This is a genomic window from Parahaliea mediterranea (genome assembly GCF_017255185.1).
Lineage (GTDB): Bacteria > Pseudomonadota > Gammaproteobacteria > Pseudomonadales > Halieaceae > JAFKCZ01.
Map to the genome: position 1 here is coordinate 238,286 of NZ_JAFKCZ010000001.1, position 14,596 is coordinate 252,881.

The 14,596-nt window shown below is 65.6% G+C and carries 13 protein-coding genes; all 13 read left to right on the top strand.

Annotated elements, in window-relative coordinates; all coding sequences use genetic code 11:
* Positions 1–70 precede the first annotated feature (70 nt).
* Positions 71–1,636 carry a FadD3 family acyl-CoA ligase gene (locus tag JYP50_RS01000; RefSeq protein WP_206558587.1) on the top strand — a complete coding sequence of 522 codons (1,566 nt, stop codon included), beginning with the start codon at positions 71–73 and terminating at the stop codon, positions 1,634–1,636.
* The gene (locus tag JYP50_RS01005; protein ID WP_347136698.1) at positions 1,633–2,112 is read left to right on the top strand and encodes an Lrp/AsnC family transcriptional regulator; all 480 of its coding nucleotides are present in this window, start codon (positions 1,633–1,635) and stop codon (positions 2,110–2,112) included. Before JYP50_RS01000 ends, JYP50_RS01005 begins: the two co-directional genes overlap by 4 nt.
* Positions 2,109–2,576, top strand: coding sequence for an AsnC family transcriptional regulator (locus JYP50_RS01010; protein WP_206558588.1), 468 nt, complete (start codon positions 2,109–2,111; stop codon positions 2,574–2,576). The genes JYP50_RS01005 and JYP50_RS01010 overlap by 4 nt, the downstream gene beginning before the upstream one ends.
* Before the next feature lie 155 nt (positions 2,577–2,731).
* Positions 2,732–3,604, top strand: coding sequence for a CoA transferase subunit A (locus JYP50_RS01015; RefSeq protein WP_206558589.1), 873 nt, complete (start codon positions 2,732–2,734; stop codon positions 3,602–3,604).
* A 19-nt stretch (positions 3,605–3,623) separates the two neighbouring features.
* Positions 3,624–4,421: a CoA-transferase subunit beta gene (locus JYP50_RS01020; protein WP_206558590.1), complete on the top strand. Its 798-nt coding sequence runs from the start codon at positions 3,624–3,626 to the stop codon at positions 4,419–4,421.
* 4 nt (positions 4,422–4,425) lie between these two features.
* Complete coding sequence (locus tag JYP50_RS01025; protein WP_206558591.1) at positions 4,426–5,520, top strand: NAD(P)H-dependent flavin oxidoreductase; 1,095 nt, start codon at positions 4,426–4,428, stop codon at positions 5,518–5,520.
* Between the two features lie 475 nt (positions 5,521–5,995).
* Positions 5,996–6,748, top strand: coding sequence for an enoyl-CoA hydratase family protein (locus tag JYP50_RS01030; protein WP_206558592.1), 753 nt, complete (start codon positions 5,996–5,998; stop codon positions 6,746–6,748).
* A gap of 100 nt (positions 6,749–6,848) precedes the next feature.
* Complete coding sequence (locus tag JYP50_RS01035) at positions 6,849–8,012, top strand: acyl-CoA dehydrogenase family protein (protein WP_206558593.1); 1,164 nt, start codon at positions 6,849–6,851, stop codon at positions 8,010–8,012.
* A 157-nt stretch (positions 8,013–8,169) separates the two neighbouring features.
* Complete coding sequence (locus tag JYP50_RS01040; protein WP_206558594.1) at positions 8,170–9,213, top strand: acyl-CoA dehydrogenase family protein; 1,044 nt, start codon at positions 8,170–8,172, stop codon at positions 9,211–9,213.
* A gap of 166 nt (positions 9,214–9,379) precedes the next feature.
* Positions 9,380–10,528: an acetyl-CoA C-acetyltransferase gene (locus JYP50_RS01045; RefSeq protein ID WP_206558595.1), complete on the top strand. Its 1,149-nt coding sequence runs from the start codon at positions 9,380–9,382 to the stop codon at positions 10,526–10,528.
* Positions 10,529–11,201: 673 nt separating this feature from the next.
* Positions 11,202–12,089 (top strand): SDR family oxidoreductase, encoded by an 888-nt coding sequence (locus JYP50_RS01050; protein ID WP_206558596.1) that lies wholly within the window; start codon positions 11,202–11,204, stop codon positions 12,087–12,089.
* Positions 12,089–13,258, top strand: coding sequence for an acyl-CoA dehydrogenase family protein (locus JYP50_RS01055; RefSeq protein ID WP_206558597.1), 1,170 nt, complete (start codon positions 12,089–12,091; stop codon positions 13,256–13,258). The genes JYP50_RS01050 and JYP50_RS01055 overlap by 1 nt, the downstream gene beginning before the upstream one ends.
* Positions 13,255–14,454, top strand: a complete 1,200-nt coding sequence (locus JYP50_RS01060; RefSeq protein ID WP_206558598.1) for an acyl-CoA dehydrogenase family protein — start codon at positions 13,255–13,257, stop codon at positions 14,452–14,454. Before JYP50_RS01055 ends, JYP50_RS01060 begins: the two co-directional genes overlap by 4 nt.
* Positions 14,455–14,596: the final 142 nt, after the last annotated feature.

Consider the following 14,596-nt stretch of genomic DNA (forward strand, 5'->3'; position numbering starts at 1 on the left):
TACAACCCGTCACATTGGCTTGGGAGGCCGCAGAATGCGCGCAGCGGGTGCTGAATCACAAAGCGGTGGAATGAAAACCGTACCGCAGTTGGTCGCCGAGGCCGCCGCCATCCACGGCGAGCGGGTGGCGATCCGCGACGGCGAGGTGGAGCTTAGCTACCGGGCCCTGGACGCCGCGCGCAGGCAGGTGGCCGGCGCACTGGCGGCGATGGGGCTGCAAAAGGGCGAGCGAATCGCCATCTGGGCCCCCAATATGTATCAGTGGATCCTGGCCGCCCTGGGCGCCCAGACCCTCGGTGGGGTGATGGTGCCGCTGAATACCCGGCTAAAGGGCGGTGAGGCAGGCTATATATTGCGCGCCAGCGGCGCGCGCTGGCTGTTTACGGTGCCGGATTTTTTGGGTGTGAATTACCCGGAAACCCTGGCCGGAGAGTCTTTGCCGGACTTGCAGGGCATGGTCATGCTGGAGGGGCGGCACCCGGGGAGCCTGTCCTGGGATGATTTCCTGGCGCGGGCGGCCCAGACACCGGATGCGGAAGTGCAAGAGCGGGCGGCGGCGCTGAGCCCCGACGACACCCTGGATATCCTGTTCACCTCCGGCACCACCGGCAAGCCCAAGGGTGTGGTCACCGCGCACGGCCAGAATATTCGCGCCTTCGCGACCTGGAGCGACACCGTGGGGCTGCGCGCCGAGGACAACTACCTCATCATCAACCCCTTCTTCCACACCTTTGGCTACAAGGCCGGATGGCTGTCGGCCATTATTTGCGGCGCGAAAATCCTGCCGGTGCGCCAGTTCGACCTCGACGCCGTGCTGGAGCAGATCGCCCGCGACCGGGTGTCGATGATCCCGGGTCCGCCCACCATTTACCAGTCCTTGCTGGCCCACCCCCAGCGCGCGGAGTACGACCTCTCCAGCCTGCGCCTGGCGGTGACCGGCGCCGCGCCGGTGCCGGTCAAGCTGGTGGAGCAGATGCGCGAGGTGCTCGGCTTCCAGGCGGTGGTGACCGCCTACGGCCTCACCGAGACCTGTGGCGTGGTATCGATCTGCCGGCCGGACGACAGTGCCGAGCGCATTTCCCACAGCTCCGGTCGCGCCATGGCCGGGGTGGAGATGAAATGCGTGGACGCTGGAGGCGACAGCGTGCCCCCGGGTACCGAGGGGGAGATCTGGTGCCGTGGCTTTAACGTGATGCAGGGTTACCTGGACAATCCCGAGGCGACGGCCCAGACCATCACCGCGGACGGCTGGCTGCGGACCGGCGATATCGGCGTGCTGGACGAGGATGGCTACGTGCGCATTACCGACCGCCTCAAGGATATGTTCATCGTCGGCGGCTTCAACTGCTACCCGGCGGAAATCGAAAACACCCTGTGCGACATGCCGGGGGTGGCCCGGGCGGCGGTGATCGGCGTGCCCGACGAGCGCATGGGCGAAGTGGCCCGGGCCTACATCGTGGCGGCCTCCGGCGCCGACCTCGACGAGGCGGCGGTCATCGCCTGGTCGCGCCAGCACATGGCCAACTACAAGGTGCCCCGTTCGGTGCGCTTCCTGGACGCCTTCCCGATGAACGCGGGGGGCAAGGTATTGAAGAACGAACTGCGCGAGCTGGCCGCCGGGGAAGCGAAAGCGTGAGTACCGCAGCGGCCGTTGAGGCTCACCCGCAGCTGGACGAGGTGGATCACCGCATTATTGCGCTGCTGCGCGAGGACGGGCGCATGCCCTTTCGCGCCATCGCCCGGGAGCTGGGGGTCACCGAAACCACGGTGCGGGCGCGGGTGCGGCGCCTGGAGGACTCCAACACCATGCGCGTGGTGGCGGTGACCGATATCGAGGCCGCTGGCTACAACATGCTGCTGGCGGTGGGCGTGCAGGTGGAAAACCGCACCCCGGAAAGCGTCGCCCGCGATATGGCGGAGATCCCCGAGGTGTTCTCGGTGAACGTGGTGGTGGGCACTCACGATATCGAGGCATTGGTAGTGGCCGAGGATCAGGGCGCCCTGCATACCCTGCTGTCCGAGCGCCTGGCGGGCCTTCCCGGTGTGCGCCGGCTCACGCCCTCGCTGGCGGTGGACGTGCTCAAGAACCAGGCCGACTGGGTGCCGCTGTGAGCCGCCGGCAGCTGGACGGACTGGATCGGGACATCGTGCAGTGGCTGTCGCGGGACGCGCGCATCAGCAATCGCCAGATCGCCGCGGAGCTGGGCGTCACCGAGGGCACCGTGCGCGCGCGAATCAAACGCATGGAAGAGCAGCGCCAGATCCGCATCACCGCGGTGACCAATATCGACCGCTTCCGAGACGCCAGCCTGGCCTATATCTGGATCGAGGTGGAGCGCACCCACCAGGTGCGCGCGGTGGCGCGGGAGCTGGCGGCGATTCCCGAACTCGGTTTCGTCGGCGAAATGCTCGGTCGCTCGGACCTGCTGGCCATCACCATGGTGCGCAACAACGAGCACCTGGCGGAGTTTGTGCACAGCCGCATCGGCACCATCGAGGGGGTGCGTCGCACCGAGAGCACCCTGGGGGTGAATTTTGTCAAGCACGACTACCGCATGGCGCGGATCGTGAAGTGAGGAACTCAGTCTCCGTGTAGGGCCGAATTCATTCGGCCAGCCAGTGCGTACTGGCCTGGCCTATTTGGCCGAATGAATTCGGCCCTACAGGGGCGTCATTCCGGCAGGAATGGCAGTTTGGAAAGTCGGAACCCTTTTAGGTAACGGGAATTATTATGGACAAGCGTATCAGCCCCGCCGAGGCGGTGGCACAAATCTCGGACGGCATGACCGTGGGCATTGGCGGCTGGGGACCCCGGCGCAAGCCGATGGCCCTGGTGCGTGAAATTCTGCGCTCCGATCTCAAGGATCTCACCATTGTCGCCTACGGCGGCGCCGACGTGGGCATGCTCTGCGCCTCGGGCAAGGTCAAAAAGGTGATCTTCGCCTTTGTCTCCCTGGACTTCATCCCATTGGAACCCTACTTCCGCCAGGCGCGGCAAGCCGGCGCCATTGAGGTGATGGAAATCGACGAGGGCATGATGCTGCTGGGCCTGCGCGCCGCCGCCTGGGGCCTGCCCTTCATTCCCACCGAGGTGGGCCTGGGCACCGATATCCTGACCCACAACCCCGACATCAAGGTGATCGACAGCCCCTACGACGACAAGGAGTGGGTCGCCATGCCCGCCCTGAACCTGGACGTGGCGCTGATCCACGCCGACCGCGCCGACGCCCGGGGCGTGTGCCAGATCGAGGGCCCGGATCACTACCTGGACGACTGGATCGCCCGCGCCGCGCGCAAGACCATCGTGTCCTGCGAGGAGGTCGTGGACACCAGCTACTTCCAGGACCCGGCGCGCGCGCGGCAGGTGTTCTGGGAGCGTTCGATCACCGACGCCGTGGTGGAAATCCCCGGGGGCGCCCACCCGACCTCCTGCAACCCGCAGTACGGCTTCGACGTGCCGCACTTCAAGGCCTACACCGGCACCGCGAAAGACGGCGGTTTTGCCGCCTACACCGAGCAGTTCCTGGGCGCCTCCGAGGCCGAATACCAGGAGCGGGTGGGTGGCCTTGACGCCATCCGCAACATCGCCCTGCCCACTTACTGATCGGCCGAGGAGAGACACCATGACCGCAGCAACTGACTACACCCTCGCCGAACTGTGCATCGTGGCGGCGGCGGAGGCCTTCCGCGACGACGGCGAGAAGCTCGCCACGGGCATCGGGGTGGTTCCGCGCCTGGCCGCCAGCCTGGCGATGAAGACCTTCAACCCGGACCTGATGATGACCGACTCCGAGGCCTTTATGCTGTCGGAGCCCAACCCGCTGGGCAAGCGGCCCGACGATTTCGTGCAGGCCAACGAGAGCTGGATGGGCTTCTCGCGCATCTTCGACAACGTGTGGAGCCGCAAGCGCCACGCCATGCTGGGCCCGACCCAGATCGATCGCTTCGGCCAGTCCAACACCTCGGCCCTGGGCGGCAGCTACCAGCAGCCCAAGGTAATGATGCTGGGCGCGCGGGGCTTCCCCGGCAACTCCATTTCCCACCGCAACAGTTTCTTCGTGCCGGCCCATAACACCCGTGTGTTTATTGACGGCGAGTGCGACTACGTCTCCTCCATCGGCTACAACCCGGCGCGCCTGCCCAAGGGGCACAGCCTGGACGACGTGGACATCCACCGCGTGATTACCGATTTGTGCGTGATGGACTTCGGCGGCCCCGACCACCAGCTGCGCATCCTCTCCCTGCACCCCGGGGTGAGCGCGGATCAGGTGCGGGAGAATACCGGCTTCGAATTGTGCATCCCGGAGGGCATTCCGGTGACCCCGGCACCCACCGAGGAGCAACTGCAGATCATCGCCGGCCTGGACCCGCACAACCAGCGCGCGTACCAGATCAAGGACAACCCGCCGGGAGTGCGTTGAGCCGATGAGCCTGGATACACGCCTGACCGAGTTGCTCGGTTGCCGCTACCCCATCGTGCAGACCGCGATGGGGTGGGTGGCGGACCCGAGGTTGGTGGCCGGCAGCTGCAATGCCGGGGGCTTCGGCTTCCTCGCCGGCGCCACCATTCCGCCAGCGGAGATGGAGCGCGACATCCTGCGGGTCAAGGAGCTGACCGACCGACCCTTCGGCGTCAACTTCCACATGTACCAGCCCAACGCGGCGGACATCGTTGATCTGGTGATCAGGCACGGCGTGCGGGCGGTGAGCTACTCCCGCTCCCCCGGCCCGGAGTTCATCAAGAAACTGAAGGACGCGGGCGTGGTTTGCATGCCCACCGTGGGTCTGCCCAAGCACGCCGTCAAGGCGGTGGAGCTGGGCGCCGATGCGGTGACCGTGCAGGGCGGCGAGGGCGGGGGGCACACCGGCGCCGTGCCCACCACCCTGCTGATCCCCCAGGTGATCGACGCGGTGGGAGACAAGGTCCCGGTGGTTGCCGCCGGCGGATTCAAGGACGGCCGCGGCCTGGTCGCCGCCATGGCCTGGGGCGCGGACGGCATCGCCATGGGCACGCGTTTCCTGCTGACCCGGGAGAGCCCGGTGCCGGATGCCACTTTGCAGCGCTACCTGGCCTGCAAGGACCCGGCGCAGATTATCCGCTCCACGGCGATGGACGGCTTGCCCCAGCGCATGATCATGAACGAGTTGCTGGCCGACCTGGAAAAAGCGGGCGGCCTGAAGAAGTTACTGATCGCGGTACGCAACGGCCTGGCCTTCCGCAAACACACCGGCGCCAGCATCGCCAGCCTGCTGAAATCCGCCGTGGCCATGCGCGGCGCCGGCGACCTGACCGCCGCCCAGGCCATCATGTCCGCCAATGCGCCAATGATCATCCAGAAGGCCATGGTGGACGGCCAGCCCGAGCAGGGCGTGTTGCCCAGTGGCCAGGTGGCGGGGGTGATCGATGAACTGCTGAGCTGCGAGGAGCTGATCGGAAGTATTGTCGCCGAGGCGGAACAGCGCCTGGCCGCCCTGGCTTCCCGCGCAACCCGGCTGGATAAACCCGGCCCGACACCGTGATGGATACCCGGCTCTTAAATCGATACATGCGCCCGGCGCGCGGGATGTTCCCCTGTTGGGCGGAGGGCCTGCCCCTCTTTTTCGGGTCATTCATTCCGCCGCGGTCGAATGAATTCGACCCTACATGGCCAGGGCGCACCCCTTGTGGCGCCGAATCCATCCAACCCACGCGCGAAACACCTCGCCCCTGTAGGGCCGAATTCATTCGGCCAACACGCGAAACACCTCGCCCCTGTACGGCCGAATCCATCCGGCCAACACGCGAAACACCTCGCCCCTGTAGGGCCGAATTCATTCGGCCAACGCGCGGAACACCTCTTCCCCGTAGGGCCGAATTCATTCGGCCAACGCGCGAAACACCTCTTCCCCGTAGGGCCGAATTCATTCGGCCAACACGCGAAACACCTCTTCCCTGTAGGGCCGAATTCATTCGGCCAACTGCGCCGGCAAACCGAAAAGGTTCGAGGACATAACCATGACCGCAGTATTCAACACCACTATCACCGATGGCGTCGCCGAGATGGTCCTGGACCACCCGCCGGTCAACGCATTCAGCAGCGAAGGCTGGTTTGCCATCGCCCGCGAGATCGATGCCCTGGGCGCCAACGACGCCGTGCGGGTGATCCTAATCGCCGCCGAGGGCAAGGGCTTTTGCGCCGGGGTGGATATCAAGGAGCTGGCCTCCCACCCGGAACGCATCGTGGACGTCAACAAGGGCAACTACGAGACCTTCCGCGCCATCCACCGCAACCCCAAGCCGGTGATCATCGCCCTGCACGGCTTCGTGCTGGGTGGCGGTATCGGCATGGCCGGCGCCGCGGACATCCTGGTGGCCTCGGACTGCGCCCGCTTCGGGGTGCCCGAGATTGACCGCGGCGCGATGGGCGGCGGCGCCCACCTGCAGCGCATGTTCCCGGTGCAAAAGGTGCGCTATATGTACTTTACCGGTGAGTTTATCGACGCCGCCGAGGCCTACCGCCTGGGCGCCGTTGAACGCGTCGTGCCAAAGGAAGCACTGCGCGCCACCGCCCGGGAGATCGCCGGCAAAATCGCGGATAAATCCCCCGCCATGGTCAAGCTGGCCAAGGAGGCGCTGACCGGTATCGAGGACGGCAACCTGGAGGACAAGTACCGCTGGGAGCAGGGCTTCACCCTGGAGGCCTACACCGTGGGCGACTCCCAGGAGTCCCGCGACGCCTTCGTGGAAAAACGCGATGCCAAATTCTAACAGGGACGGATACCGATTCTCGCCCTGTGGGCTGGGAACTCTCGCCCTGTAGGGCCGAATTCATTCGGCCACCACCGACACAACGAATGACCGAAACACTATGAACCTGACCTACACCGACCAACAAAACGCCTTCCGCGAGGAAGTTCGCGCCTGGCTGGCCGACAATGTCCCGGCCGAGCCGCTGCAAACCTTCGACACCGAAGAGGGCTTTAAACAGCACCGCGAATGGGAGGCCACCCTCAACAAGGGCCGCTGGGGCATGGTCACCTGGCCCGAGGCACTCGGCGGCCGCGGCTGCGACCTGATCGAGTGGTTGATTTTCGAGGAGGAGTACTACCGCGCCCGCGCCCCCCTGCGGGTGAACCAGAACGGCATCTTCCTACTCGGCCCCACCCTGATGGAGTACGGCACCGAGGAGCAGAAAGCGCGCATCCTGCCCAAGATGGCCAACGGCGAGGAAGTCTGGGCCCAGGGCTGGTCCGAACCCAACGCCGGTTCCGACATGGCGGCGATTCGCTCCACGGCGAAGCGCGAAGGCGACAAGTACATCATCAACGGCCAGAAGACCTGGTCCACCCGCGCGGTGTGGGCGGATTGGCTGTTCGGCATGTTCCGCACCGACCCCGATTCCCAGCGCCATCGCGGCCTGACCTTCATCCTGGTGCCCCTGGACAGCCCCGGCATTACCGTGCGCCCGATTCCCCAACTGGATGGGCTGCCCGGCTTCGCCGAGATCTTCTTCGACAACGTGGAAGTGGATGTCAGCAACCGCCTGGGGGACGAGGGCGCCGGCTGGAGCGTGGCCATGGCCACCGCCGGTTTCGAGAGGGGCTTGATGCTGCGCTCGCCGGCCCGCTTCCAGGAGACCGCCCGACGTTTGGTGGAGTTGTACCAGGCCAACCGCGAGCAGGCCGACCGCGACCCGGCGGTGCGCGACGCGGTAATGCGCGCCTGGATGGACGCCGAGAGTTATTGCCTGACCACCTACGAGACCGCCTGCCGCCTCACCCAGGGCGGCAAGATCGGCGCCGAGTCCTCCACCAACAAGATTTTCTGGTCGGAGCTGGACCAGGCCATGCACGCCACCGCCCTGAGCATCCTCGGCGCCCGCGCGGAACTGCTGCCCCACGCCCCGGACGCCGGCGACGTGGGCGCCTGGCTGGACGGCTGGCTGTTCGCCCAGTCGGGGCCGATCTACGCCGGCACCAATGAGATACAGAGAAATATCATCGCCGAGCGCATGCTGGGCATGCCGCGATAGGAGGGGGAATGCGCTATTCACCGCAGCTCTTTGTCAGCTCCCTGCTCAGTCGGTCACGTATTGACGTATACGCTCCCTCCCTGCGCGGGGTGCTTCCTCAATCTGCGACGAATATCGCATCCCTGTCGTTCGGTGGACGAATTAGAGAGTTTTGATCATGGATTTTACCTTTAGCGAAGACCAGCTCCTGTTCCGCGATTCGGTGCGGGATTTCCTGGTGAACGAAGTGACCCCGGAGCGCATTCGCGGTACCTGGGAGAGCGACAGCGGCCGTGACGACGGTCTGTGGCGGCAACTGGCCGAGATGGGCCTGACCGGCATCACCGTGCCCGAGGAGCACGGTGGTCTGGGCATGAATGAACTGGACTTCGTACTGCTGGCCCAGGAGTGCGGCTACGTGGCCCTGCCCGAGCCCCTGGTCAACACCGCCCTGGTGGCGGTGCCGGTACTTACGCAACTGGGTGGGGAGCTTGCCGCCGAGTGGTTGCCGCAGATCGCGGCCGGTGACACCCGCGTTGCCGTGGGCTGTGCCGAAAACGGTTTGGCCGAGGACGCCGCCCAGTGTGGTTTGTTGCTGTGGGCCGAACCCCAGGCTCTCTACTTGCTGACGCCGGAACAGTTCGAGGCGCGTCACAACGCCTCGGTGGACCCCTCGCGCAAACTCTACGCCATCGATATCGCCGAGGGCGTCCCGCCGGTTGCCACCGGCGAGCAGGCGGCGGCCCTTTACCAGGCGGTGCTCGATCGCGGCGCCCTGGGGGCGGCCGCCCAGGCCCTGGGCCTGGCCCAGCGCATGATCGATCTCTCGGTGCAGTACACCAGCGAACGCCAGCAGTTCGGCAAGCCCATCGGCACCTTCCAGGCGGTCAAGCACCACATGGCCAATGTCGCCGTGCGCCTGGAATACGCCAAGGCCCCGGTAACCCGCGCGGCCTATGCCCTGGCCGGGGACGAGTCCCGTGCCGCCCACGCGGTGTCCCACGCCAAGCTGGCGGCTTGCGAGGCGGCCAACCTGGCGGCCAAGAACAGCATCCAGGTACACGGCGCCATGGGCTATACCTGGGAGGTGGATTTGCACATCTTCATGAAGAAGGCCTGGGCCATGGCCGGCACCTTCGGCGATACCGGCTTTCACAAACAGCGTGTGGCGGAGCACATCTTCGCCGACGGCGCCGTCCTGGGGGCAGGTACAACATTTTGAAACCTGCGGGGGCAATAGGCCGAGTGAATTCGACCCTACAGATGTACCGGTCTACCCCCTGTAGGGCCGAATTCATTCGGCCACCGGCGGAACGCCCAAGCCCCCGTAGGGCCGAATTCATTCGGCCAACCGACCACCGAATAATTGCACAGCGAGGAAACACACCATGCCAGAAGCCTACATCGTAGACGCCGTACGCACCCCCACCGGCCGCCGCCGCGGCAGCCTGGCCGAGGTGCACGGCGCGGACCTGGGCGCCCACGTGCTAAAAGCACTGGCCGAACGCAACGCCATTCCCGACAACGAATACGACGACGTGATCTTCGGCTGCGTCGACACCATCGGCCCCCTGGCCGGCGATATCGCCCGCACCTGCTGGCTGGCCGCCGGCCTGTCCGACGAGGTGCCCGGCACCACCGTCGACCGCCAGTGCGGTTCTTCCCAGCAGGCGGTGCACTTCGCCGCCCAGGCGGTGATGGCCGGGGTCAACGATGTGGTCGTGGCCGGCGGTGTACAGACCATGACCAGCATCCCCATCTCTTCCGCGATGCTGGCCGCCGAGCCCCTGGGCTTCAAGGACCCCTTCTCAGGCAGCCAGGGCTGGGTGGCCCGCTACGGCGACACCCCGGTGTCGCAGTTCAACTCGGCGCAGATGATCGCCGACAAATGGCAGTGCAGTCGCGAGGACATGGAGGCCTTTGCCCTGGAATCCCACGCCCGCGCCCTGCGCGCCATCGCGGAGGGCCGCTTCGATCGCGAAATCGTGGCCATGGACCAATTGGCGATGGACGAGACGCCGCGCAAGACCTCGATGGAGAAGATGGCGGACCTGGATCCGCTGGCGGAGGGCGGCACGATCACCGCCGCGGTATCGAGCCAGACCTGCGACGCGGCCTCGGCGGTGCTGATCGTGTCGGAGGCGGCCCTGAAGCGCTACAACCTGACACCCCGGGCGCGCATTCACCACATGAGCGTGCGCGGCGCGGACCCGATCTGGATGCTGACCGCGCCGATCCCGGCAACGGCCTACGCATTGAAGAAGGCTGGCATGAAGCTAGAGGACATCGACCTGGCGGAGGTGAACGAGGCCTTTGCGTCGGTGCCGATGGCGTGGATGAAGGAGACGGGATTCCCGTACGAGAAGATGAACGTGAACGGCGGCGCGATCGCCCTGGGCCACCCGCTGGGTGCGACGGGCACGAAACTGATGACGACGCTGCTGCACGAGTTGGAGCGCACGGGCGGGCGCTATGGATTGCAAACCATGTGCGAGGGTGGCGGGCAGGCCAATGTCACCATTCTCGAGCGCTTGTAATTGGTTGGGTATCGCTCTGGAATCGCATTGAATGGCGCTCCGTAGCAGGGCGCGCCACCTCGGGGGAGGCCGGCGGGACACGCCGTGAACCCGACCATGGGGGCTTGTGTTGCGGGGGGCCGCCCCCGGCATCCATGCCTCTCACAGTCCCGCCAGCCTCCCCCGAGGCGTCACGCCTTCTAGCGTGCCAACTCGAAATGCGTAGCCCAGGGTAACTGAGTTGGAAAATGTGGCTGGCAGTAAACGGGAGTAACCGATTTCGGCAGCTCCGAAGGTAGCCTGTAAAGGGGTCAGAGCCCTTTTAGCTATGGTGCTCCGGCACACGGCCCGGCGCCCACGGACCTCTTCTTGCGCGGCTCGGAGATTGGGCTGCCGGAAACACTGGGGTGAAGGATGGAAGTTAAAGCCTATTTCGACAGCACTGCAGGTAGCCCAGGGGGCGTGGGGGCGTTTTTCAGGACCGTGTGCAGCATGGATGCTGCGCACGAGCCTACATGGACGTATTCACGGCGAGTCCTGAAAAGCGCCCCCATGTCCCCGGGGCGGAATGTTAACCCCGAAGCGACGCCAATGCGGAAAAGGGGTCAGACCCCTTTATTAGAAAAGGGTTCTGACCCCTTTATTGGCCCCCTGTATTAAAACAGAGACACAGAGCAAAGACAGGAACTGAACAATGAGCGGAATCTGCGAAGGACGAGTAGTCATCATCACCGGCGCCGGTGGCGGCCTGGGCGCGGCCCATGCGAGGGTGCTGGCCAGCGAAGGCGCCAAGGTCGTCGTCAACGACATCAACCAAGAGGCCGCGGCCAAAGTCGTTGAGGAGATCAAGGCCGCCGGCGGCGAAGCCGCGGTCAACACCTCCGATATCACCAACTACGACGACAGTCTCAATGCCGTCAAACAGGCCATCGACACCTTCGGTGGCCTGCACGCCGTGGTCAACAATGCCGGCATCAACCGCGACCGCATGTTCGCCTCCATGACCGAGGCCGAGTGGGATGCCATCATGGCCGTGCACCTCAAGGGGCATTTCTGCATCAGCTCCCACGCCGTGCACTACTGGCGCGGGCAGGCCAAGGCCGGTGAGTCCGTCGATGGCCGCATTATCAACACCACCTCCGGCGCCGGACTGCAGGGCTCCATCGGCCAGTCCAACTACGCCGCCGCCAAGGCCGGTATCGCCGCCCTGACCCTCAATCAGGCCGCCGAGCTGGGCCGCTACGGTATCACCGCTAACGCCATTGCCCCCTCCGCGCGCACCGGCATGACCACTGCCGTGCCGGAAATGGCCGAGCGCATGGCCGCGCCGGAAGACGGCGGTTTTGACCACTTCGCACCGGAGAATGTCTCCGTGCTGGTGGCCTTCCTGGCGTCGCCGGAGTCCGCTGGCGTTACCGGCAAAGTGTTCGAGTCCGAGGGCGGCCGCCTGTGCATCTGCGATGGCTGGCGCACCACCGAGGGTCTCGACAAGCAGGCCCAGTGGCAGCCCGCCGAATTGAAAGAGGCGGTGGCCAAGCTGATCGAGAACGAAGTACCGGCACAGAAAGTCTGGGGGACCTGATGGACTTCGCTTTTACCGACGAGCAACAGATGATCCGCGACACCGCGGAGAGTTTTCTGTCCGAGGTGTCCACCAGCGAGGCCGTGCGCGCCGCCATGGCGACCGAGCGGGGCTACGACAGCGCGCTGTGGGAGCGGGTGTGCCAGGAAATGTTCTGGCAGGCGATTCACATTCCCGAAGAGCACGGCGGCATGGGCCTGGGCTATGTGGAACTGGTGGCCATGCTGGAGCAGATGGGGCGCTACCTGTTCTGCTCGCCGTTTTTCTCCACTGTCTGCCTGGGAGTAAACGCCCTGCTTGTGGCGGGCAGTGAAGAGCAGCGGGCCCAGTATCTGCCGGAGATTGTCGCCGGCAAGACCGCGACCCTGGCCTACGCCGCCGCCAACGGCGGTTGGGGCAGCGACGCGGTGACCGCGACCTGCGCCGCCGACGGCGAGGGTTATCGCATCGACGGCAGCTACCGTTACGTGACCGACGGCCACACCGCGGAGTTGCTGATGGTTGCGGCCCGGGCGGACTGCACTGCTGGCGATGAAGGCATCAGCCTCTTTGTCCTGCCGGCGGATACCCCCGGCATCACCCGCACCTGGCTGCCGACCATGGACCAGACCCGCAAGCAGGCCGAACTGGTGTTCGACGGCGTTACCGTGGGCGGCGACGCGCTGATGGGCGAGGCCGGCCGGGCCTGGCCGCAGCTGGCGCGGGTGCTGGATCTGGCGCGGGTCGCCGTCGCAGCCGACCAGGTGGGTGGCGCCCAGCAGTCCCTGGACATCACCGTCGACTATTTGCAGGAGCGGGTGCAGTTCGGCCGAGTGATCGCCTCCTACCAGGCAGTGAAGCACAAGGCGGCGGACATGATGCTCAAGGTGGAAGCGGGGCGCTCCGCCCTGTACTACGCCGCCTGCGTGGCCGACGAGGCGTTGCAGGGCGGCTCGCTGGGCGAGGGCCTGGTGGAGGCCGCCAGTATCGCCAAGGCCTACTGTTCCGACGCCTATTTCTTCAACGCCGGTTGCGGTATCCAGCTCCACGGGGGCGTGGGCTTCACCTCGGAGTACGACATCCAGCTGTACTTTAAACGTGCCAAGTCTACAGAGACTTTTCTGGGCGACGCCAGTTGGCACCGGGAGCGTATCGCGCGGCAATTACTGGACGGGGAGGCGGTAGCATGAAACTGAGCTTCAGTCCCGAGGACGAGCAGTTCCGCGAGGAAGTCGCCAGCTGGCTGGCGGACAACCTCAGCGGTGAATTCGAGTGTGTGAAAGGCCGTGGCGGCCCCGGCGACGAGCACCACCTGGTGGAGGAGCGCAAGGCCTGGGAGCGCAAGCTGCACGAGGGTGGCTGGACCTGTATTGGCTGGCCGAAGGAGTACGGCGGTCGCGGCGCGAGCATCGAGCAGCAGGTGATCTTCAACGAGGAATACGCCCGCGCGGGCGGCCCCGGCCGCATTGGCCACATTGGCGAAACCCTTGCAGGGCCCACCATCATCGCCTTCGGCAGCGACGCGCAGAAACAGAAATACCTGCCCGGTATCCTGCGCGGCGAGGAGTTCTGGTGCCAGGGTTACTCCGAGCCCAGCGCCGGCTCGGACCTGGCCAATGTGAAAACCAAGGCGGTTTTTGAAAAGACAGACGAGGAGGGCGCCGGCACCTGGCGCATCAGCGGCCAGAAGGTCTGGACCTCCCTGGCCCACGAGTCCGAGTTCTGCTTCGTCATCGCCCGCACCGACCCGCAGTCGGTGGCCCACAAGGGCCTGGGCTTTTTCCTGGTGCGCATGGATCAGCCCGGCGTCACCGTGCGGCCGATCGAGCAGCTGACCGGCACCTCCGAGTTCAACGAGGTGTTCTTCGACGAGGCCGAGTGCGACGCTTCGGATATCGTCGGCGCCCCCGGCGAGGGCTGGAAAGTGGCCATGGGCCTGCTGGGCTTCGAGCGCGGTGTGTCCACCCTCGGCCAGCAGATGCTGTTCCAGAACGAGTTCGACGCCATCGTCAAACTGGCGAAGGCCAACGGCGCCGCGCAGAACCCCGCATTGCGCCAGCGCATCGCCGAGGCCCACATCGGCCTGCGTATCATGCGCTACAACAGCATGCGCATGCTTTCCGGCGGCGAGGATGGCAGCCTGCAGAAAGAGGCGATGATCTACAAGCTTTACTGGGCCACCTGGCATCGCAACCTGGGCAAGCTGGCCATGGATGTCATGGGCCAGGAGAGCGAGATCCTCGAGGGCGCGCCCTACGAGCTGGGTCGCCTGCAGTCCATGTACCTGTTCACCCGCTCCGACACCATCTACGGCGGCACCAACCAGATTCAGCGCAATATCATCGCCGAGCGCGCCCTGGGCATGCCCCGGGAGCCCCGTGGATGAGGCATTACCCCATCGCCCGGACGACGGCCTCTCCATCGGCTGCCGGCAGACTCCCCTGTAGGGCCGAATTTATTCGGCCAATGCGCCTCCCGGCAGCCCGGGCCGGCGCACTCCCATACAGGGCTGAAAGTTTGTCCCACTT